At 42.1% G+C, this 20,867-nt stretch carries 21 protein-coding genes; 17 read left to right on the top strand and 4 right to left on the bottom strand.

Translation table 11 applies throughout. The features are described 5' to 3' along the window. Positions 1–307: 307 nt before the first annotated feature. Entirely contained in the window at positions 308–913 is a 606-nt protein-coding gene (locus CXF62_RS05510) for a fasciclin domain-containing protein (RefSeq protein ID WP_057758535.1), read from the top strand. Between the two features lie 410 nt (positions 914–1,323). On the opposite strand, the gene CXF62_RS05505 is transcribed toward CXF62_RS05510, so the two are convergent. Then, complete coding sequence (locus CXF62_RS05505; RefSeq protein ID WP_101204950.1) at positions 1,324–2,871, bottom strand: alanine/glycine:cation symporter family protein; 1,548 nt, start codon at positions 2,869–2,871, stop codon at positions 1,324–1,326. 956 nt (positions 2,872–3,827) lie between these two features. Here CXF62_RS05505 and CXF62_RS05500 point away from each other — a divergent pair. The 4 genes from CXF62_RS05500 (at position 3,828) to CXF62_RS05485 (ending at position 7,710) form a co-directional block, all read left to right on the top strand. Beyond that, on the top strand, positions 3,828–4,460 hold the full coding sequence (locus CXF62_RS05500; protein WP_101204949.1) for a LemA family protein: 633 nt from the start codon (positions 3,828–3,830) through the stop codon (positions 4,458–4,460). Positions 4,461–4,589: 129 nt separating this feature from the next. Next, complete coding sequence (locus CXF62_RS05495; protein ID WP_102093218.1) at positions 4,590–5,771, top strand: TPM domain-containing protein; 1,182 nt, start codon at positions 4,590–4,592, stop codon at positions 5,769–5,771. 71 nt (positions 5,772–5,842) lie between these two features. Next, complete coding sequence (locus CXF62_RS05490) at positions 5,843–6,367, top strand: TPM domain-containing protein (protein WP_101204947.1); 525 nt, start codon at positions 5,843–5,845, stop codon at positions 6,365–6,367. A gap of 344 nt (positions 6,368–6,711) precedes the next feature. Beyond that, positions 6,712–7,710, top strand: coding sequence for an adenosine deaminase (locus CXF62_RS05485; protein WP_102093217.1), 999 nt, complete (start codon positions 6,712–6,714; stop codon positions 7,708–7,710). Positions 7,711–7,813: 103 nt separating this feature from the next. On the opposite strand, the gene CXF62_RS05480 is transcribed toward CXF62_RS05485, so the two are convergent. Next, entirely contained in the window at positions 7,814–8,614 is an 801-nt protein-coding gene (locus CXF62_RS05480) for an SIR2 family NAD-dependent protein deacylase (protein WP_102093216.1), read from the bottom strand. 35 nt (positions 8,615–8,649) lie between these two features. On the opposite strand from CXF62_RS05480, the gene CXF62_RS05475 reads away from it, so the two are divergent. Further along, the gene (locus tag CXF62_RS05475; protein ID WP_102093215.1) at positions 8,650–9,012 is read left to right on the top strand and encodes a hypothetical protein; all 363 of its coding nucleotides are present in this window, start codon (positions 8,650–8,652) and stop codon (positions 9,010–9,012) included. 730 nt (positions 9,013–9,742) lie between these two features. Here CXF62_RS05475 and CXF62_RS05470 read toward each other — a convergent pair. Together CXF62_RS05470 and CXF62_RS05465 are read right to left on the bottom strand one after the other, a co-directional pair. Then, a complete protein-coding gene (locus tag CXF62_RS05470; protein WP_102093214.1) occupies positions 9,743–11,212 on the bottom strand; it encodes an ATP-binding protein in 1,470 nt (489 codons plus the stop codon). 1 nt (position 11,213) lies between these two features. After that, positions 11,214–11,933 carry a heavy metal response regulator transcription factor gene (locus tag CXF62_RS05465; protein WP_102078699.1) on the bottom strand — a complete coding sequence of 240 codons (720 nt, stop codon included), beginning with the start codon at positions 11,931–11,933 and terminating at the stop codon, positions 11,214–11,216. Positions 11,934–12,160: 227 nt separating this feature from the next. On the opposite strand from CXF62_RS05465, the gene CXF62_RS05460 reads away from it, so the two are divergent. The 11 genes from CXF62_RS05460 (at position 12,161) to CXF62_RS14685 (ending at position 20,853) form a co-directional block, all read left to right on the top strand. After that, positions 12,161–12,445, top strand: coding sequence for a hypothetical protein (locus tag CXF62_RS05460; protein WP_102093213.1), 285 nt, complete (start codon positions 12,161–12,163; stop codon positions 12,443–12,445). 193 nt (positions 12,446–12,638) lie between these two features. After that, a complete protein-coding gene (locus CXF62_RS05455) occupies positions 12,639–12,917 on the top strand; it encodes a hypothetical protein (RefSeq protein ID WP_102093211.1) in 279 nt (92 codons plus the stop codon). A gap of 61 nt (positions 12,918–12,978) precedes the next feature. Continuing rightward, entirely contained in the window at positions 12,979–13,569 is a 591-nt protein-coding gene (locus tag CXF62_RS05450; RefSeq protein ID WP_102093210.1) for a c-type cytochrome, read from the top strand. A 169-nt stretch (positions 13,570–13,738) separates the two neighbouring features. Beyond that, the gene (locus tag CXF62_RS05445; protein WP_068037351.1) at positions 13,739–14,377 is read left to right on the top strand and encodes a DUF411 domain-containing protein; all 639 of its coding nucleotides are present in this window, start codon (positions 13,739–13,741) and stop codon (positions 14,375–14,377) included. A 67-nt stretch (positions 14,378–14,444) separates the two neighbouring features. Further along, entirely contained in the window at positions 14,445–16,142 is a 1,698-nt protein-coding gene (locus tag CXF62_RS05440) for a copper resistance system multicopper oxidase (RefSeq protein WP_068037346.1), read from the top strand. Positions 16,143–16,173: 31 nt separating this feature from the next. Next, positions 16,174–17,364, top strand: coding sequence for a copper resistance protein B (locus CXF62_RS05435; RefSeq protein WP_102093208.1), 1,191 nt, complete (start codon positions 16,174–16,176; stop codon positions 17,362–17,364). 95 nt (positions 17,365–17,459) lie between these two features. Then, complete coding sequence (locus tag CXF62_RS05430) at positions 17,460–17,936, top strand: DUF305 domain-containing protein (RefSeq protein WP_037059145.1); 477 nt, start codon at positions 17,460–17,462, stop codon at positions 17,934–17,936. A gap of 145 nt (positions 17,937–18,081) precedes the next feature. Then, positions 18,082–19,425, top strand: a complete 1,344-nt coding sequence (locus CXF62_RS05425) for an APC family permease (RefSeq protein WP_228153176.1) — start codon at positions 18,082–18,084, stop codon at positions 19,423–19,425. Positions 19,426–19,554: 129 nt separating this feature from the next. Continuing rightward, the gene (locus tag CXF62_RS05420) at positions 19,555–20,208 is read left to right on the top strand and encodes a methyltransferase family protein (protein ID WP_068037334.1); all 654 of its coding nucleotides are present in this window, start codon (positions 19,555–19,557) and stop codon (positions 20,206–20,208) included. A 112-nt stretch (positions 20,209–20,320) separates the two neighbouring features. Continuing rightward, entirely contained in the window at positions 20,321–20,599 is a 279-nt protein-coding gene (locus CXF62_RS14960) for a DUF5676 family membrane protein (RefSeq protein WP_102093205.1), read from the top strand. A 98-nt stretch (positions 20,600–20,697) separates the two neighbouring features. After that, the gene (locus tag CXF62_RS14685; protein WP_156770962.1) at positions 20,698–20,853 is read left to right on the top strand and encodes a hypothetical protein; all 156 of its coding nucleotides are present in this window, start codon (positions 20,698–20,700) and stop codon (positions 20,851–20,853) included. The last annotated feature ends 14 nt before the right edge of the window (positions 20,854–20,867 follow it).

Genomic DNA, 20,867 nt, shown 5'->3' with positions numbered 1-20,867 from the left:
CTTTATGATTATGTTTGATGACCGTATCAGTAAGCATTTAATCTAAATGGCAGTTACACAGAATCTGGGATGGTCTCACTGATATACAAGCAAACAATGCTATATACGTGATTGATACAGTGTTGCTACCTAAGTAAATACCATTTGAAAATTAAACAGTTAGACTGAGAACTATCAATATAACGGACTAAATAGTATGACTAAGTAATTGATACATTTATCAATCATTGGTCGCCATTATATTTATCGAAAGTTATTAATTTAAATAAATCCCTTAATCAATTATTTATCCGAAAAGGAATTACCTATGTTAAAGAAGAACTTGTTATCTATCGCAGTTGTAACCGCAGCCATGTCACTAGCAGCGTGTAACGACACAGAGACTGTTGCAGAGCCAACTGAACCAGAAGCGACTGAAGAAATGGCAGTTGAGCCAGTTGCTGAGACCGAAGCTGTTGAAGCAGAGCCAATGGCCGAGATGGATATGGAAGCGACTCAAACTATCGCTGAAATTGCAGCAGAGAACGAAAACCTAACTATCTTAACCGCTGCGCTACAGGCTGCTGGTCTTGATACTATGCTAATGGAAGAAACTAAGCATACTGTATTTGCCCCAACTGATGATGCGTTTGCGCCAGTACTAGAAAAACTAGGCGTGACTAAAGAAGAGTTATTGGCCAATACGGACTTGCTAAAAACGGTTCTTCCTTACCATGTGCTAGCAATGGAAGTTAAAGCGGCTGATATCCCATACGGTACTGAGATCGAAACAGCGAACGGTAAAACCATTACTATCAGTGAAGACAACGTAATTACTGATGCTACTGGTAACACAGCAAATATTACTGGTACAGATATCATGGCAACCAATGGTGTGGTTCACACTATCGATGCAGTATTAATGCCTGAATAAGCTGTCTATTAACGCGTAGATTCGTAATCTACAAGTTATTTAAAGAAAGCCTAGCCATCGTGCTAGGTTTTTTTATGTCTATGAATTAAGAATAGGGGAACTGTGGTTTACCTATACTGGTACGACGACTTAATTAATATAAAGTAGTTTAATGCTAAAGCGAGCTCTATAAAGAAGACAGGCAAAATACAAAATAACAGTCAGATGTTATTTCGAATACAGATTAATTTTGAGAATAAAAGGGCAGTTTTAAGGTATTAAATCAGTTCTTATGAACGTGGGCTTTGATGTTTTTTCGGTAAGCTATTCTGTAGTGGTGTGGAAAACTATCCAAACAAAAAAGCCCGAGACTATAGTCTCGGGCTTTTTATTTATTCAATAAGATTAAGGAGTAATCCTATTAAATCGATTTACACTTTATCTTTACGTAATGGATCAGCGTTCATGCTTTTTTGCTGTGCTAGATGACGCTCTTCCCAATACGGTGCGTTTTTGATACCGAATTTAGCAGGGTCAAAACTATAGCGAGTGACGCCAGCTTTACGCTGAGCTTCATAGTCTTTAAGCATAGTAAGGGTTGGACGAGCCACGATGAAGATGACAAGAATACCAACAATGTTAAGCCAAGCCATAAGACCAACACCGATATCACCGATTGCCCAGATATAACCAGCTGAGTTTAGACCACCATAAGCAACCATCGCCATGATAAGCACTTTCACTAGGAATAGACCAGTTCTGTTCGCACTACGACCGAGGAAACGTGTTAAGTAAGCGACGTTTACTTCAGCGATGTAGTAGTAAGCCAGAATTGTCGTAAAGGCAAAGAAGAATACAGCGATTGCGATAAAGACATTACCAAACGTACCGTATACAGATTCCATTGCCATTTGCGTGAAAGCAGGAGCATTGATTTCAGTAGCAGCGGCGACGTTCTGTACGATGAACTGACCATCTGGTAGCGTACCTTGAATGTTATACATACCAGTAGACAAGATCATGAATGCAGTAGCAGAACATACTAGTAATGTATCAACATATACTGAGAATGCCTGAACTAAACCCTGCTGTGATGGATGCTCAACTTCAGCAGCAGCAGCAGCGTGAGGACCTGTACCCTGACCAGCTTCGTTGGAGTAGATACCACGTTTCACACCCCAACCGATAGCAGCACCAAAACCTGCTTGGGCAGTGAATGCATCACCAACGATCATACCAAACACATCTGGAATCAAGCTGAAGTTGCTGAACATGATGATCAGCGCTAGGGCAATATAACCTAATGCCATGAAAGGTACTGCGAACTCAGTAAAGGTTGCAATACGCTTAATACCACCAAAGATGATGATACCTAGCACGACTAAAATGATAGCCAAGCCGACCAAACGCATAGAGCCAACTTCTAGGCCTGCAACGTTCATGATCGTACCTTCGCCCATTACCTGTGCAAATGCACTGATAACACCGTTCGCCTGTACACCAGGTAAGAACATACCACATGATAAAATAGAAGCGATTGCGAAGAGGATACCGTACCACTTTTGACCAAGGGCACGTTCAAAGTAATAAGCTGGGCCACCACGATACTCGCCAGTTACCACATCTTTTTCTTTGTAAATCTGAGCAAGAGTAGATTCGACATAGGCTGTAGATGCGCCTAGGAAGGCTACGATCCACATCCAGAAAACGGCACCTGGGCCACCGAAGCCGATAGCAGCAGCTACCCCAGCGATGTTACCCATACCCACACGACCGGCGAGTGAGACGGCAAGTGCCTGAAATGATGAGATACCCTGTGCACTAGATTTACCAGTGAATAGGAGTTTGATCATCTCACCGAATAGACGTACTTGTACAAAGCGCGTCATAATGGAATAGAACAGACCGGCACCCAAGCAGAGATAAATCAGCGCTGGGCTCCAGATAATTCCATTTACTAAGTTAACTAAACCTTCCATATTTATGTTCCTAGTACTGTCTCAAGGTGGCACTGTTTGCTAGGAGTAAACTAACTGGTTAACTTACTTATTTAAGTTAAGCAGTTAAAGTCTCTGCATCGACTTATTTGTTGTCTAAGTCTCATGTGCTTGGCCACCAAGAATGGACTGTAGTTGTCTGTATTTACCCGCGTATCTCGTCAGTAATACGGACTATTTGCATAGCGCTTATCACTGACAATATAAATATCAGCTGCGTTTACTATTATTCTACAACCTCAACTACTGCGGTCTTCTATCATCATGTTACACATCAGATGAGTCATAAGTTGACCGGCGGATAAAACAGGCGGTTATATAATTAAATATCCATCACCATGATGGCATTCAACTTACTATGAGCTGTCTTGAATAAATACATGACTGGTATGGCGAATTGACAGTATTTAGCGATAATTTGACAGTTAATTGATGTTTTTATTAAGAAATTAACAACTCGCTAATACTAATCAAACTATAAGTCCACTACCAAATGTATTCAAACCGTACGGCTACGTAACTGCAATTTGCCATATTTTTGTACTAATTACTAGAAATTTCTTTATAGACGGTAGATATATTCCATATTTTATTTAGCAGATACATTAGTAAGATTTAGATTATATATAAATAATTGTTTGTACTTTCATAACATTTAGTCTGACTGCGCCAGACTGCTAGATTTTTGCTCTATATCTATCATGATAAAAACGCGTTATCGTTGACACTATGCGGTTGTGTTTTGGTAACGGTCAATTGTAAAAAGCCGTATATAACGCCATCATTAGAACAACTTCTTTTGATATCATGCTGATAGAGTGATGCGCAGATATACAATATGTAGAGCGTATGACTGCCGTATGAATACCAAGAAAACTTAAAATACTAAAAATGTGGTACTGGATATTTGTTATTTATCATTATTAGGAGAATCAACAATGACGCGTAAATCTATTATGAAGCCGATGTTGCTAGCCGCTTTATTAACAACTTCTACGGTTGGTCTAAGCGGCTGTGGTTACAACAACCTGCAAGCACAAGATGAGCAGGTCACTGCTTCATGGTCAGAAGTGGTCAACCAGTATCAGCGCCGTTCTGATTTGGTGCCAAACTTAGTCAAAGTCGTACAGCAATACGCCGAGCAAGAGCAAGAAGTCTTCACCCAAGTGGCAGAAGCTCGCTCACGTGCGGGCGGTATCACGGTGACGCCAGAAGTACTCAATGATCCAGAAGCGATGGAGCGTTATGCAGCAGCGCAAGAGCAGATGACAGGCGCATTGTCACGTTTGATGGCGGTATCTGAGCGTTATCCAGATCTAAAATCAGATGCACTGTTTCAGGACCTGCAAGCGCAGTTAGAAGGTACTGAGAACCGTATTGCTGTGGCTCGTAACCGCTACATCCAAGAAGTGCAAGGATACAATACAACGGTACGTCAGTTCCCAACCAACATCACTGCAAAAGTATTTGGGATGGATACTAAGCCCAACTTTAGTGTGGCCAATGAAGAAGCGATTTCAACCGCACCAAGTGTTGATTTTGGCGACTCTGCAGAAAAGTCAGCTGAATAAAATTTAGAATTAATGTGACAATAGCAATAGAGCGGCATAGGCAGCTCTGTTTATTTAGCTAATGGTTCAATGATGATTAGTTAGAGTCTATCAATTGGTAAAGATGTTATCTGAGGTGGTATAGATTAGATGAATAATTCAAAAGCAATCTTATCAGCATTACTGTTTACGTTAGGTGTCGTCAGCGTGCCTGCATTGCACGCTGCACCCAATGATATAGCGGTGGCGACAGATAGCACCTCGAATCTGCAAAACCGTAGTGTCGAAGAGTTGGTGGCCGTTGCTAAAGCAGGCGAGTCTAATGAAGCAATTAATGATGCTGTATTAAATAACGATGCTATCAATGAAGCGATGCTCGGCAACGACGCTATCAATCAAAACGCAGATAACCAAAGCGCAGCAAATGGTACTGCCAATGCTCAAACCGATCAGCCACCAGTACGCTCCAGTGCCGAGGGTGTTGACGCTGATAAGTTGATACTCAATGAACCAGTCGTTGATCAGGCTAATATCCTAAATCCCCAAGAGAAGCTACGTCTAGAGGCTCAGCTTCGAAGTATTTATCAGCAAGGCTTAGCACAAGCAGCGGTGGTTATCGTACCAACTACCAATGGCGTACCAATATTTGATTATGCCTTGCAAGTTGCTGAGAAGTGGGAACTGGGTGATGAAGCTATCGATGACGGTCTGCTAATTGTGGTCGCTGTCAATGACCGTGATATGTATATCCTAACGGGTTACGGGCTAGAAGGGGTGTTGCCAGATGCTGCGCTCAACCGTATCATTCGTGAAGATATCACGCCGTTATTTAAGCAAAATAACTATGGTGCGGGGATAATTGCTGGTGTCGATGCACTCAAAACGCGCCTAACGGCTGATCCTGAGGTCTTGGCTCGTGCTGATGAGCAAGCTGCAGAGCGCACTGCTCAACAAGGCTCAAATGAGCTACCATCACCTACTTTCTTATTTATTATGGCATTGGTATTTGGTGGTGTTATTACCAGTATCTTTGGGCGCGTGTTTGGTTCTACTATAACCGCTGGTGGTTTTTTTGTGGGATCATTAGCCTTGGGTGGCAGCTTCATTATGACATCTATTATGACGATATTTATATGGCTGTTTTTGATATTTGCTAGTGGTGGCGGTGGAAAAGGCGGCGGCGGTAAAGGTGGGCGCAGAGGCGGCATAATTTTCTTACCCGGTATGGGCGGTGGCAGTGGAGGCGGCTTTGGCGGTGGTGGTTTCGGAGGCGGCGGCTTTGGCGGGGGCGGCGGTGGTTTCGGCGGCGGCGGTGCAGGTGGCTCGTGGTAAGTATTCCACATACGCAAACAAAATAAACTCTACATAACCATCGAAAACGACGTACTTGAGGAAATAATATAATGGTAGAAGACAACGCTTCAAACCCCAGTTTTGCCCGCTGGTGGCGTCAAGTTTTGTTCGTCCCTTTATTACATAGTAAGTGGCTAACAACAGAATCCAAGGCGCGTTTAACAGATGCTGTGACACGAGCCGAACGTGGGCATCGTGGTGAGGTGTTCTTGATTGTAGAAAACCATTTGCCTATCCAAGAGGCCTATCGCATGAACTGCCGTGAGCGTGCGATTGATTTGTTTAGCGAATATCGCGTCTGGGATACCGAAGAAAATACGGGCGTCTTGATCTATGTCAATGTATGCGAGCGTAAACTAGAGATTGTCGCAGACCGAGGTATCAGCGCTCACGTTAGTCCAACGGTATGGAATGCAATGTGCGAAAAGGCAGTATCTGGTATTGCTACTCAAAAGACAGAAGAGAGCTTAGCTGAACTGCTGGATGAAGTGGGGCAGGTATTACGTCAGTATTATCATTTAGAGCATGATCCAGAAGGTAATGAGCTGTCCGATACAGTGGTGTTTTTAAAGTAGTTTGCGCCTTATACGGTTGTATTAAGAAGGCTACTTTTATAAGTAGCTTGGTGGTGTTCTAAAAAGTATGCTGGCGATAAAAGTCAATACGAAATCTATGCTAAGTTCTCTGATTCTATAGGGCTTTCAAGGCTTCAAAAATTGTTCAAATTTTAATCAGCATACTTTTTGACACACCATCAGTAGCTTATCTATACGGTCAAAGGGTTTTGTTTTAGGCGATATACTTTTAGTGTTAAAATGATTCTTCTGGGACAGATACCGCCTCATATATGTATGGTTTGATTATCCTAGTGTGCAACATTTACTAGGGCTCGTCTCGATAACACCATTATTGGAATACTATGATTGAATTAATAAAGAAACTACCGAAAGCTGAACTTCATCTACATATCGAAGGTTCGCTAGAGCCTGAGCTGATGTTTAGATTGGCCAAAAAGAACAACGTAGAGATACCTTATGACAGCGTAGAAGACGTGCGCGCCGCCTATAACTTTAACAATCTGCAAAGTTTTTTAGATATTTACTATGCGGGTGCAAATGTCCTGCTCACCAAAGATGATTTCTATGATTTGACATGGGAATATATTCTTAGATGTGTCGAAGACAATGTCATCCACACAGAGATATTCTTTGATCCGCAAACGCATACCGAACGCGGCGTGCCTTTTGAAGCGGTCATCACAGGTATCAAAGAAGCACTCGCCGATGCCAAAGCAAAATACGGTATCACGTCATGCATCATCATGTGTTTCTTGCGTCATTTATCGCAAGAAGAAGCGTTTGAGACGTTAGAGCAAGCACTGGATTATAAAGACGATATTATCGGTGTTGGTCTGGATTCATCAGAATTAGGTAACCCACCATCGAAATTCAAAGAAGTCTTCCAAAAAGCCAAAGAAGAAGGCTTTAAGTTGGTTGCTCATGCAGGCGAAGAAGCTGACTTTTCGTACATCTATGAAGCATTAGATTTATTGAATATTAATAGAATCGATCATGGTGTGCAGTCTATAAAAAGCCCAGAGTTGATGCAAAGACTCAAAGATGAGCAAATGCCATTGACGGTTTGCCCGAACTCAAATATCGAGCTAAAGGTCTTTGAGACTTATAAAGAGCACAATATTAAAGAGCTTTTAGATTATGGTCTAAATATTAGCGTTAACTCAGATGATCCAGCGTACTTCAAAGGCTACGTGAATCAAAATTTTATCAACCTCTATGAGAATCTGCCGATTACGGAAGACGATATTATTACTTTGGTAAAAAACTCGTTTAAATCGGCATTTATCAGTGATGAATTGAAAGAAGCTTACTTAGCGAGAGTTGATCTTGCATTGAAATAAGCTGCAACGAGCTTATTTTTAGTAGCGAAGGCTTAACGGTTTATACAAATCGTTAAGCCTTTTTTATTGTCTGTCATTCAGCAATGTTTATAAGTAGTAGCAATTATAAAGTAGTAATCTCTGCTATAAGTAGCGGCAGTATTACTCCAGCCTTTTCTGCTAATGTGATATCGACGATAGTATTTGGCGTTGGGTCAGGGTTTATCTCAATAACTTGCGCGCCATTTTGTTTGGCTAGCTGTGATAATCCAGCAGCAGGGTAAACCAAGCTTGATGTACCGATACTGATAAACACTTCGCAATTAGCCGCAGCATCTTCGGCAGTCTGCCATGCCTGTATAGGTAGGGCTTCGCCAAACCAAACAATATCTGGTCTAATATAACCGTCGCAATGCGGACAGTTAAGCAGTGATTCATCAAAGCTCATAGTGCCTTGATTATCGTACGATGCTCTCGATTGATCTTGATAGGGTATCTCACACTGACCACAGCGATTGCGCCAAAGATGACCATGCAGGTGAGTCACTGCGCTACCAGCTTGCTCGTGCAAATCATCGACATTTTGGGTGATGAGTGTCAGCTGCTGATCGGAGGTTTGCGCATGATACTGCCATTGAGCCAACGCATGATGGGCGGGATTTGGCGCTTTGTCTGCGACCATTTGCCGACGCCATTGATACCATGACCACACCAACTTTGGATCACGAGTGAATGCTTCAGGAGTGGCTAGGTCTTCGACACCGTAGTTCTCCCACAGTCCTGTTTGCTTATCTCGAAACGTTGGGATACCGCTTTCTGCTGAAATGCCAGCCCCAGTCAGAATGCAGATACGCTGTTTGGATGCCAGTAGTTGTGCGGCAAGTTTTACTTCTGCTATTAACGCTGGTGATAATTCTGCTAACATGAGCCAACCCTTGCTAATAATGGATGTTTTTACTTATGATAGACGGTATTTGGTGGCTTGTCATATTGTTCGCTATTATCGCAGTTTTATGGTTCGTGGCAAAATCGCGCGGCGCAAAAGTAGGCGAAAAGCATAGCGGCGCAAAATCAAAAAATGCAACACCGAATGATGCGCTGCAAAAAACATCAGCGATATTAAAGCAGCATTTTGCTCATTACCGAGTCACACGTAAGGCAAATCATTTGCTCGTTAGCAAACAAGATAAAAAAATTGCGATGATTACGATTGATAAAAAGATTGCTGAAGGTCAGCGCCGTTTGGGTGATGTGCCAGTGATTAATTATCACCGTATACCTAGCCGTGCTCAATTGACTGCCAATCTACAGGACGCAGAATAATTTTGCTATATAGTCAATCCTCTATAAATTGGCTACGGTGTCAGTCTCGCTCAGTCTACTACTTGTAGTACTTTCACTCGGCTTCCTTGTATCCAAATTATACTGAATCGACTATAGGTGAGAGCCTCAGAAGTATACAAGCACAGAAAAACCGCAAACATTTTGAAGTGTAGGTTTAATAAGTATAGGGAGTTTAAGAGAGTATTAAGGGAAGGGTGAAGCAAGGTTGGAACATAATGATTGGTGCGCTCGGCGGGAATCGAACCCACGACCCTCGGCTTCGGAGGCTAGAACCACCATATTTCGTTAAATGACTTTGATGTATATAAACCTACTATACGTTATAAATAAAGGGATAGGAAGAATTTTATGCCATGACGTTTAGCGTATTTTAAAGTATTTTATAGCAACATTGATATCAATTTTGGTCACTAGTTAAGTATAGAATTCAATCATTTTTTATAGTATTAATGTACGTATTTTATACTTAACTTTTTCAGAAATTACTGATTAAGCGAATTATTAACTCATCAAAGTAATATTGGAATAAATTACTGTAGAAATGGGCTGCTATAATTTCGAAAAAATAGTCAGGTATTTCAGCCGTAGTTTAGATCTTAACGATTTTTCGAATGCATTGAAGAAACGGTTCTGGACTACACTTGCAAATACTCTGATATTGAGTTTTTGACAACAACGTTTTGAGTTTATCTTCTTTTGATTTACCTTGTTAAGCCATCAATAATCCTACAGTAACCTCAAAAAAACACTCATCTTTGATAGTAATACTGACTTTACCTTTATGGGCATTAGCGATGGCCTGCACGATAGACAATCCCAATCCTGTACCTGCGTACTTATGACTAGTCTTATCATGACGATAGAATCGCTCGAATAATTTATCAGCCTCTTTCTGATCTAATGGTTTGTCTAAACGATTGGTCATCGTTATCCTTAACCGTTGCTGCTTTGAGGGTCGAACCTCGTCTTTAGTCACATTAAGTGAGGTGGTTGAGGTGAGGATGGTAGCGGATATCATGATAGTACTATCACTAGCTGCATAATAAATGGCATTTGATATCAGGTTGGCAAACAGCCGTTGCAATAAGCCTTCATCACCCAACACCATTTCAAAATCACCTGATTTCTCAAAAGTTATCCCTCGATCTTCTGCAATCATTTCATAGTAATCAACAAGCTTGGTGATTAAACTATCCGTATCCACGTGACTGATTTGCGAGTCACTTAATCCTTTTTGGGTTTTTGCCAGTAGCAGCATATTGTTTATCATGGCCGACAGCTGCTCTAACGTGTCATGCTGATGATGTAGCTGCTCAATGTATTCGTCGCCTTCTCTTGGCTTAGTTAACATGACCTGCGTTTGTGTACTCAGCGTCGCTATTGGCGTACGTAGCTCATGAGCGATATTGTCTGAAAACCGAGACAAAGACTCAAAGTTACTTTCAAGCTTGACCATCATCGAATTATAAGACTCTGCTAGTGGTCGCAGCTCTAACGGCATATCGCCAACCGATACTCTTTCGTCTAACCTTTGCAGGTTTATGCCTTTCATTTTTTGGACGATAGTGGCCAGAGGCGCAAACCCCCAATACACACTTAATGCCGCTACTGAAACCAACAACAAGGTGATGGCTGTGAGTATCAAGCTCAGCTGGCGATTAAACTGGATAAGATATTGATGATGCACATTGGTAGGTAGGGCAATAAACGCCAAAATCTCTTGATTTGGAATAATAATGGCTCGGTAATGCCTATTGTTTATCTTGATCATAAACTGCTGATCGTGATGTTCCTGCCATAGTGATAACAAACTAAAATCGGCTGGCAAACTATGAATGAAACTACTGGGGTCACTGGATAATAACTTGCCTTTTTTATCTGCTACTAAGGTTTTTAAATCATAATCCAGCCAAGAGGAATGCAAGTGATTGTCATCAATGAGTGATTGGGACTTTGACACTGTGAATGGTTCTATGGGCTCGTTAACACTAACCATGCGTTTACGCAGATTAAAAGCTGCATGGGTGATAATCTCTGAGTCCATTTGCTCAAAGTGTCCACTCACAGAGCGCTGCACCCACGCATAGATGATGACCTGAGAGATAATAACGAAGACTGTCAATAAGGAAATCGTTCGCCATAGCAGTGACCAGCGCCGGTTTCTGAGTGTATGGTTCATGCTATTTAGAATCGTCTCCGTCCGCATCACTTTGGACCTCAGTAGCCAGCGCCTCTAAGCGATAGCCCATTCCACGCACAGTATGAATGAGCTTTGCCTCATGACCATCGTCTATTTTTATACGCAGACGCCTTATCGCCACATCAATCACATTGGTATCGTTATCAAAATTCACATCCCATACTTGGGAGGCGATCACGGTACGTGGTAGCACTTCACCTCGGCGCTCTAATAAAAACTGTAGTAAGGAAAATTCTTTTGCCGTGAGCTTAATAGGCTTGCCGCCTCTATGTACCGTGCGCTTGGCAATATCCATCTTGAGATCTGCTATTTGCAGGATCGTACTTTGATAATCGGCTTGATTGGCGCGTCGTAACAGACTCTTTATTCTGACGATCAATTCTGCAAACGCAAAAGGCTTAGTCAAATAATCATCGCCTCCAATCTCAATTCCTTTTATCTTATCGCTTAAGTCATCTTTTGCCGTTAGAAAGAGCACAGGTGTTTGCTTACCCGCTGCTCGGTAATTGCGCACCAGCTCAAAGCCGCTAACATCAGGCAGCATCACATCCATTAGGATCACGCTAAACTCTTCTGTCATCAATGCATGATAGCCATCTAGGCCTGTTAGGTGATGATCAACAATAAAACCAGCTTCCGTTAAGCCTTTTTTTATATACTCGCCTAGTTTCAACTCATCTTCTACCAGTAGTATTTTCATAGTAACCCCTCAACACGATTATGATTATTTGACATCCTAATCAATATAGATGACAAAAACGTTTTGTAACTGACAAAAATGTCATGTACTCGTAATCAGATTGTCAGTCTTCATTTGCTAATCTATATGAATGAAACATAGTTGCTCGTTCCTAATATCTAGCTACTACGAATTATTTTCACAGGTAATCAATTTAAACGCCTAATAACTTACAAAAGAGGTTTTATATGAAAATTCACGGTTCATTCAAAAAAGTAGTATTGCTATCGGTATCTGTACTTATAGGTATTACTACTGCTAATGCGCATACTACTGATCTAAGTACTTCAATCATCAATAACTGCGACGCTGTTACTGACTTTGCAAAAAATTTGGATCATAACGATGCTCAGCTTTCTAGCGCCCAAATGAAAAGCTATATCGATGCTAGAGTGGCTTGTGAGATTGAACACAAAGATCAACATCTACAGTCTGAAAAATACTTCATTAACAAATATGGTAGCGATAAGTAATATCAGCTCTGATGTCATACTAAAGGATTGATGACAATATTAAAAACCATAAATAGCAAGATGACAATATTGTCATCTTGCTGTCATCTCTCTGTCAGAATCAATAAGTTATGCTTTAGACTGGTTATGCTTTAGACTGAATTAATATCCTAAAGCTTTATGTACCCTCAACTAAATCAATTAAGGATTAACCATGTCACTCTTTAAATCAAAGTCTTTACCTAAAGCAATCGTAGCCACTGCCGTCGCTCTAGTCGTTTCAACCTCAGCTATGGCGCATGATCCAAAAATGCATGCGCAAAAAGATCAGATGAACTGTGAAAAAATGCAAAAGCATATGCAAATGATGCAAAAAATGGATCATAGCAAAATGGATATGAACGATCCTGCCATGAAAGCGATGATGGCTAACATGGGTAAAATGAAGCAAATGTACCAAAAACACTGCGTTACTAACGACAGTAAATCTTAGAAATTTTAGCTCTGTTAAATAGCAGTCAACACTTAACGGAAATAAATTGTTAGGAAAACATATGAAATTTTTATTGGGTGCGCTCTTTACCGTATTTGTGGCAATCGTTAGCGTGTTTGCGGTTGTTACTAGTGGCGTTGTCAATGTGGGAGCTGACCAAGAGCATAGCCCAATGATGTTTAGCTTTTTAGAAACTGCTCGCAATCGTTCCATAGAAAATGCCAGTAAAGATATTGTGGTACCAGATTTAGAGAAGGTCGATATCAGCTCTGGGGGCGCGGACTATAAGGATATGTGCGCAGGCTGCCATTTGTCTCCGGGAGTGGCACAAACTGACTTTAGTGAGGGCTTATATCCAAAGCCGCCCAACTTTACCAAGGCTGATATTGTCAAACGTTATCAAACAGAAGACGGTGCAAAGCAAGGCTTTTGGGCAATCAAGCACGGTATTATGGCATCTGGAATGCCTACGTGGGGTGCTTCTCATGACGACGCTAGAATGTGGGCAATGGTAGCCTTCATTAGATCGTTACCTGAATTAGATGAAGCTCAGTACACGATGCTAACCACTAGGATAGATGGCGATATGATGGACATGTCATTTGACGGTGATATGAATATGTCGGATGATGAATCTGGAATGCAGCATTAATACTTTCTAGATATGAAAGCCTCCTAACTCACGGTTGTCGCTATTATATTAATAATGCAGTACTGAACAGTGCTGCATTTAATGTTTTTAGTTAAGTACATAAGAATTAAATATAGGGTGTAAGTTTTTAGAATATCGAGCATAATAATAGACGTTTAGGAGTAATTTAATGAGACATTACACACATGTGCTTTCTAATGGACATAGCTGGTTATCCAGTCGTGTCCTTTTATTGGTGGTGACATCGTCACTCTCGTTAACGCTAGCCGCTTGCAGCCAATCTAATACCAGTGGCTCTGATTCTCAACCAGTAAAGGTTGAACAGTCTGCTACCCAGAATGCACAAGTACAAAATGAAAGTTCTGCTCCTACAAATGCTCCCGTTAACAGCTCGTCATCATTACTCAAAAACGTCTCAGCCACAGTTTATAAAGATGCCAACTGCGGCTGCTGCAAAGAATGGGTAGGCTATGCCGAAGGTCATGGTCTAAGCGCAACTGCGCAAGACGTTACAGATTTATCTTTATTTAAAGAGCGTTACGGTGTCCCGCAGCAAATGCGCTCTTGTCATACCACCGTCACTACTAATGGTTATGTTTTTGAAGGTCACGTTCCTGCTAAATACATGGCTGAATTCTTAGCAAATCCTCCTGCACAAGCTATTGGACTTGCCGTACCGAGTATGCCGGTTGGTAGCCCCGGTATGGAGTATGAAGGTAAATTCATGCCCTATAAAGTCATGCAATTGAACAAGGATGGCAGCACTCAAGTGTATGCGGCTATTGAGTCGCCAGCGCAGCAGATGTAGTTCTATTAATAAGTTATCAGATATATAAGTTCAACTCTCATTTCATGGATTAACTTAGGTCAATATTATGAATAAAAACAGATTTAACCGCAGGCGTTTTTTGACAGGGTCATCTACGCTACTTGGCGCGTCGATGCTATCCACACTACCGACGATGGCTAATAGTGCTTTAACTAAAAGCCAAAATGTCGTAGTCAATAGTGATAGAGCCGATCACATTGTACCTATACTGACAGGCAAAGAGTTTGATCTTTATGTCAGTGAGAAGATGATAACGGTCAACGGCAAGTCAAGCATGGCAACGCTGATAAATGACTCACTGCCTGCGCCAACGCTTAAGATGCAAGAAGGCGATACGGTCACCATTCGAGTCCATAATCAGCTGAATGAGTCGACCTCTATTCACTGGCATGGCCTCTTAGTGCCGTTTGAGATGGATGGCGTACCGGGTATCAGCTTTGATGGTATTCCTGCGGGTAGCACCTTCACGTACAAATTTAAACTGATACAGTCAGGCACTTATTGGTATCACTCGCATACTGGCTTCCAAGAGCAGACCGGTATGCGCGGGGCTATTGTGATTGAACCTAAAGGGCGCGAACGCTATCCTATCGAGGAAGATCACGTTATCCTGCTTAGTGATTGGACGCATCGCGATCCGCATAATCTGCTAAAACTACTTAAGCAGCGTGCTGACTTTGATAATTATCATCTGCCAGACTTTAAAAAGCTATTGTCCGATATTGCCGCTACGGATCTTGAGGCGGCTTTTGATAAGCGCAAAACGTGGAATCAGATGCGGATGATGCCGACAGACTTTACTGATTTATCTGGTGAGACCACGTTTACTTATCTTATGAATGGTAAAACCACAGCGGCTAACTGGACGCAACTTGTCAAGGCTGGACAGCCTGTCAAACTACGTTTTATTAATGGTTCAGCGCAGACGATATTTGATGTACGCATCCCCGGCCTAAAAATGAAAGTCGTCGCGACGGATGGGATTGATGTCAGTCCCGTCGATATCGATGATTTCCGTATTGGGGTGGCCGAGACTTATGATGTCATCGTGACGCCCACTAAAGACGCGCATACCATATTTGCTCAAAACATAGATCGGTCAGGCTATGTTGCGACAACGCTTGCTACCAAAAAAGGTGCTCGTCCTGCGATACCTGCTATGGACAAAATCGAATGGCTGACGATGGCCGACATGATGGGCGCCATGGGATCGAATGGCTATAACGCTAAACATGCCAAAACAGAATATGACTTTAAGTCCGATATGCGCGTTGATAGTCCGCGTATGAACCTTGATGACCCTGGTATTAATCTACGTAACATTGATAGAAAGGTTTTGAATTATAGTCAGTTGCGCTCTGTCGGCGATGAGATAATGGCAGAGCAGCGCAAACCCACCAGAGAGATTGAAATACATCTGACGGGAAACATGGAGCGCTATATTTGGGCTCTAGACGGGGTTATGTTCAAAGATGCCGCACCGGTCAATATTAAGCCGGGTGAGCGCGTACGTATTACCTTAGTCAATGACACCATGATGAATCATCCCATGCATTTGCATGGTATGTGGAGCGATCTGCGGATGCCTTCAGGTGAGTTTCAAGTACGTAAGCATACGATAATGGTACAGCCTGCACAAAAGATAAGCTTTGATGTCACCGGAGAAGCTGGCAGATGGGCATGGCATTGCCACTTGCTCTATCACATGGAAGCAGGGATGTTTAGAGAAGTTGCCGTTGTTTAAGCAAATCTTTGGTTGATAGGTGAGAGATGAGATGAAAATACATAAAGTAGGTTTACGGTTCGCCGGGGTATCATCATTGGTATTATTAGCATCATCATTTGCTAATGCTGCTGACCCGTCCACGGTTAAAAAAGACATGACTATGTCAGATATGGACCATAGTAGTATGGACATGTCGAACATGGATCATGGCAGTATGGACATGTCTGGTATGGATATGTCAGATATGGATCACAGCAGCATGGATATGTCGGGCAATATGTCAGATATGGACCATAGTGGCATGGATATGTCAGGCGATATGTCAGATATGGACCATAGTGGCATGGATATGTCAGGCGATATGTCGGATATGGATCATAGTGGTATGGATATGTCAGGCGATATGTCGGATATGGATCACAGTGGTATGGATATGTCAGGTGACATGTCAGATATGGATCATAGTGGCATGGATATGTCAGGTATGGATCATAGCAGTATGAATATGGATATGTCTGGAATGCAAGGCGGCGAACCACCTCCTAATGCTCGTAGTCCCGACTACTCAAATGGTGTTGACTATGGACAGTATGGTAAACCGGTAATGATGGATAGCTTACCGTTATGGGGTGTGTCAGTAGAAACTTTGGGCTATCAGTTTGAGAATGACCAAATCGATTTTGAAGCTGAAGGCTGGTACGGTACTGATAGTAATCGTGTCACTCTACGCAGTGAAGGTAGTGCTCAAACTAACGATGATAAAGAGATCGATAGTCTAAGCTCACTCGCTTATTGGAAGCCGCTCGGTATCTTCTGGAATGGAGAAGCGGGTATTGCTTATAATACTGAAAACGATAAGTCCGCAATCATGGCAGGCATTGCTGGTACGGCGCCGTACTTCGTTGAGACTGACGCAAGAGCTTATCTATATACTGATGGTCAAGTCCAGCTTGATCTTGGGACAGCGTACGAGTGGCGCTTAGATCAGCGTTGGGTGGTCAGACCAGAGCTGGAGCTGACTGCCTTTAGTAAAGATGATACCGATAACGGTATTACTAAAGGATTTAATGAGTTTGAAGCTGAAGTTAGGCTGGCTTATGAGACATTCAGTCGTCAGCTCGCGCCTTATGTTGGTTTCAGCTACGAGAGCGCCTTGGGTGATGCGCGAGACTTACGTCGTCAAGAGGACGAAGACGTTGATTCTAATAGTCTGACTGCTGGTGTGATGTTTTGGTTTTAGTGTTAACCATGTAAGTAACAACAGTTTATAACACTAGCTCTAAAAAAAGGCACTTCTTTATTTAGGTGCCTTTTTACTAAATTAAGGACAAGAATATGAATAACCATATGGATAATAAACAGAAGCAAATGAACCCTTATGTAAAGTTCACAATCATGATTTTAACATCGACAGTCGTGATGTTTATCATGATGTATTTTAATACTTATCAATGGGATCACGTTTATTTTAGCGAAACCAGAGCTTATATGGCGTTATATATGGGCGCTATGATGGCTATTATTATGCTCGCCTTTATGACCAATATGTATAAAAAGACTAAGGTCAATCTAATGGTTTATGGGATTAGTGTCGTGCTATTTGCCTTTGGTTTATGGGGCGTTAGATCACAACAAACGGTCGATCAAGTGGATTGGATGCAGGCGATGATACCGCATCACTCGATTGCTATTTTGACCAGTTCGCGTGCTGATATCGAAGATCCACGTGTACGTCAGCTTGCTGATGACATTATCGAAGCACAAAAGCGTGAAATCGGTGAGATGCAAGCACTTATTGATGAGTTGGAATAATATATTATGATACCAATAAGTAAGCTCTTCTTTAAAAAATATTTACTATATCGCGTCTTTTAATTCTAACTATACCTACTCCTTACTTCAAAAATAACCTGTAAAACTGAAGTTCTACGAAGAAATAGATTAAGGTCGAATAAGTATGAAGCAAGATAGAACGACTCGCTATCAGAAGGATAGTTTGACATTATCAGGAACAGTTATGCTAGGTACCGGTGTCATGATCGGTGCTGGTATTTTCGCTCTGACCGGTCAGATGGCTCAGATGACGGGTTCGCTTTTCCCACTTGCTTTTCTAGCCGCCGCAATCGTTGTTTCTTTTAGTGCCTATTCTTATATCAAAATCTCTAACGCTTACCCGTCGGCTGGCGGTGTTGCAATGTACCTGCATCAGGCATACGGAGATCGTTTACCGACTGGATTTAATGCCATGCTGATGTATTTCTCCATGGTTATAGCGCAGAGCTTTTTGGCCCGGACGTTCGGGTCATACACTATGCAGTTATTCGGTGGCGATGACAGCGGTCGCATGGTATCCATCCTTGGCGCCGCGCTTATTCTTGCTGCGTTCTTTATCAATTTACTTGGTAATCGTTGGGTTCAGGGGGTTGCATCGGTTATCGGTATTATAAAAATTGTCGGTATTCTTATATTCGGGTTGGTTGGTATCTGGCTAGCTGATAGCTTTGCAGTTGATTCTTCTACATTAGGTGACACTAATACTGTTGGTGACTTTCTTGGCGCAACGGCGCTAGGCATACTGGCATTTAAAGGCTTTACCACGATTACCAACAGTGGCTCGGAAGTAAAAAATCCTCATCGCAACGTCGGCCGTGCCATTGTAATATCAATCGCAATATGCGTAGTTATTTACACTCTAGTCGGTTTAGCGGTGTCTAGTAATCTATCTCTTGCCGAAATCATCGAAACTAAAGATTACTCCTTGGCTGCCGCCGCACGCCCAGCACTTGGCGACTATGGTCTATGGTTCACAGTTGCAATCGCAATGGTAGCTACCGCTGGCGGCCTCCTTGCTAGCATCTTCGCAGTCTCTCGTATGCTTGCTATGTTGACTGAGATGAAGCTGGTGCCTCATCGTCATTTGGGAATGCCGGGAAGCGTTCAAAAACATACGTTGGTCTATACTGTGGTGTTGGGTTTAGCTTTTACGACGTTATTTGACTTATCACGAATTGCAGCGCTTGGCATTGTTTTCTATCTAATTATGGATATCGCCATTCATTGGGGTGTTTTGCGATACCTTCGTCAGGATATAAAGGCGGTGATGTGGGTGCCTATAGTGGCCATACTTCTTGACCTGTTGGTTCTCGGCGGTTTTGTCTGGATTAAACTAAACTCAGATCCATTCGTACTTGGCGTAGCAGTCGTCACTATTGTAGTGATTGCTGTGGCTGAGCAGGTTTACCTGAAATCTTCAGCGAGGAAAAAAGCTATCGAAAAAGATACGCTTGCAGACCATCATTGACAGTAACATCAAAGAGTTTACAGAAAATTGTTTGGTTAAAAATTGCATAGATTTAAGCGTCTGCTTACTATCTTCAAGAATTGATTTCATGCAATACGATATTCATAAAGACAACAGGGAAAGTAAGCTATGAATGAGTCATTTAATCACGCTGGAACTTGGGGTCTCGCACTAATTGTTATTGTTCTGATTTCTTGGTTCTTTTACCGTTATTTCGCACCAAAGAACTGGCGTGAATGGGCGGGTGCTGGTGTAGTTCAGGCTTTCATTATTGCACTTTACGCAGAAATGTATGGCTTTCCGCTCACTATATATTTATTAGTACGGTTTTTTGGTTTGGACAGCCAATATGTCAGCGCTAGCTTATGGTCGACCCTTGTTGGTTTAGGTGAGACAGGCATGATGATCTCAATGCTACTCGGCTATGCTATTGCATTTTTAGGAGTCGGTCTTTTTGCTCAAGGTTGGCGCCAAGTCCACAAAGCACGAGGGGAAAATCGTTTAGTAACTGATGGACTCTATGCCTACGTACGTCATCCTCAGTACACCGGGTTGTTTATTGCACTGTTCGGTGAGGGTGTGGTGCATTGGCCAACTCTGTTTTCAATCGGTCTGTTTCCAGTGATTGTGCTTGTATACACATGGTTAGCTCGACGTGAGGAACGGCATATGTTTGAAGAGTTTGGTAAAGACTACCTTGCTTACAAACAGCAAGTGCCAATGTTTATTCCTCAATGGGGTCAATGGCGTCAACTTGCCGCCGCCGCACGAGTTAAAAAGTAATATCAATACAGGATAAAGCTTTAATTCATACAAATCCTTAGAGTTAGCATGGTTAGATACGATTGGTTATCTTGAGCTTGAACCACATCATACAATAGTGAGGATTACTAAGATGGTCAAATCAAACTTAACAACAAGTACTTTAAGGATTGCCCCTGTTGGCAACAGTGTATCGTTGTTTCTACTCATTAGTTACCTGTTATGCATAGGCTTTGGCTTACTTGCACCCGAACAGATAAGTATGCATGAAGCTTGGGCGCCTCTGCTACCTGGCTTTGAGTGGTTGACGTGGACAGGTTTTCTAATTGGGTTTGTCGAATCGTATCTTTACGGTTGGTATTTCGCAATCTTATTCGTGCCATTATACCGTTGGTTCGCCAAAGTGCGCTAAAGATATTGATATATTAACAGTCAGTAAACCTCTTCGGTTCGAGTAAAAATTAATTGAAGAGTTGGAGTGATCACAGTTTAGACTGAGGAGAAATCATAATGAATGGGTCAATGCATGGCATGATGAACGGCTCAATGATGTATGGCATGGGCTGGGTTATGATGCTTATCTGTTTGTTATTCACCCTACTATTTTTCGCAGTACTAGTACTAACAATCATGGCACTGCTCAAGTATTTGCGTGATAAAAACTAAATTCCAATTGAAAA

Source organism: Psychrobacter sp. MES7-P7E (genome assembly GCF_002863645.1).
In the GTDB taxonomy this organism is placed as follows: Bacteria; Pseudomonadota; Gammaproteobacteria; order Pseudomonadales; family Moraxellaceae; genus Psychrobacter.
The sequence above is the reverse complement of the archived record's forward strand: the minus strand, read 5'-3'. Positions and strand labels throughout refer to the sequence as shown.

Excerpts from the sequence above, each read along its gene's own strand:
- CXF62_RS14685 (WP_156770962.1), top strand. The coding sequence starts at position 20,698 with ATGAATGGGTCAATGCATGGCATGATGAACGGCTCAATGATGTATGGC.
- CXF62_RS05500 (WP_101204949.1), top strand. The coding sequence starts at position 3,828 with ATGACGCGTAAATCTATTATGAAGCCGATGTTGCTAGCCGCTTTATTA.
- CXF62_RS05445 (WP_068037351.1), top strand. The coding sequence starts at position 13,739 with ATGAGACATTACACACATGTGCTTTCTAATGGACATAGCTGGTTATCC.
- CXF62_RS14960 (WP_102093205.1), top strand. The coding sequence starts at position 20,321 with ATGGTCAAATCAAACTTAACAACAAGTACTTTAAGGATTGCCCCTGTT.
- CXF62_RS05465 (WP_102078699.1), bottom strand. The coding sequence starts at position 11,933 with ATGAAAATACTACTGGTAGAAGATGAGTTGAAACTAGGCGAGTATATA.
- CXF62_RS05485 (WP_102093217.1), top strand. The coding sequence starts at position 6,712 with ATGATTGAATTAATAAAGAAACTACCGAAAGCTGAACTTCATCTACAT.
- CXF62_RS05460 (WP_102093213.1), top strand. The coding sequence starts at position 12,161 with ATGAAAATTCACGGTTCATTCAAAAAAGTAGTATTGCTATCGGTATCT.
- CXF62_RS05505 (WP_101204950.1), bottom strand. The coding sequence starts at position 2,871 with ATGGAAGGTTTAGTTAACTTAGTAAATGGAATTATCTGGAGCCCAGCG.
- CXF62_RS05470 (WP_102093214.1), bottom strand. The coding sequence starts at position 11,212 with ATGAACCATACACTCAGAAACCGGCGCTGGTCACTGCTATGGCGAACG.
- CXF62_RS05435 (WP_102093208.1), top strand. The coding sequence starts at position 16,174 with ATGAAAATACATAAAGTAGGTTTACGGTTCGCCGGGGTATCATCATTG.
- CXF62_RS05450 (WP_102093210.1), top strand. The coding sequence starts at position 12,979 with ATGAAATTTTTATTGGGTGCGCTCTTTACCGTATTTGTGGCAATCGTT.
- CXF62_RS05510 (WP_057758535.1), top strand. The coding sequence starts at position 308 with ATGTTAAAGAAGAACTTGTTATCTATCGCAGTTGTAACCGCAGCCATG.
- CXF62_RS05495 (WP_102093218.1), top strand. The coding sequence starts at position 4,590 with ATGAATAATTCAAAAGCAATCTTATCAGCATTACTGTTTACGTTAGGT.
- CXF62_RS05490 (WP_101204947.1), top strand. The coding sequence starts at position 5,843 with ATGGTAGAAGACAACGCTTCAAACCCCAGTTTTGCCCGCTGGTGGCGT.
- CXF62_RS05430 (WP_037059145.1), top strand. The coding sequence starts at position 17,460 with ATGAATAACCATATGGATAATAAACAGAAGCAAATGAACCCTTATGTA.
- CXF62_RS05440 (WP_068037346.1), top strand. The coding sequence starts at position 14,445 with ATGAATAAAAACAGATTTAACCGCAGGCGTTTTTTGACAGGGTCATCT.
- CXF62_RS05425 (WP_228153176.1), top strand. The coding sequence starts at position 18,082 with ATGAAGCAAGATAGAACGACTCGCTATCAGAAGGATAGTTTGACATTA.
- CXF62_RS05480 (WP_102093216.1), bottom strand. The coding sequence starts at position 8,614 with ATGTTAGCAGAATTATCACCAGCGTTAATAGCAGAAGTAAAACTTGCC.
- CXF62_RS05455 (WP_102093211.1), top strand. The coding sequence starts at position 12,639 with ATGTCACTCTTTAAATCAAAGTCTTTACCTAAAGCAATCGTAGCCACT.
- CXF62_RS05420 (WP_068037334.1), top strand. The coding sequence starts at position 19,555 with ATGAATGAGTCATTTAATCACGCTGGAACTTGGGGTCTCGCACTAATT.
- CXF62_RS05475 (WP_102093215.1), top strand. The coding sequence starts at position 8,650 with ATGATAGACGGTATTTGGTGGCTTGTCATATTGTTCGCTATTATCGCA.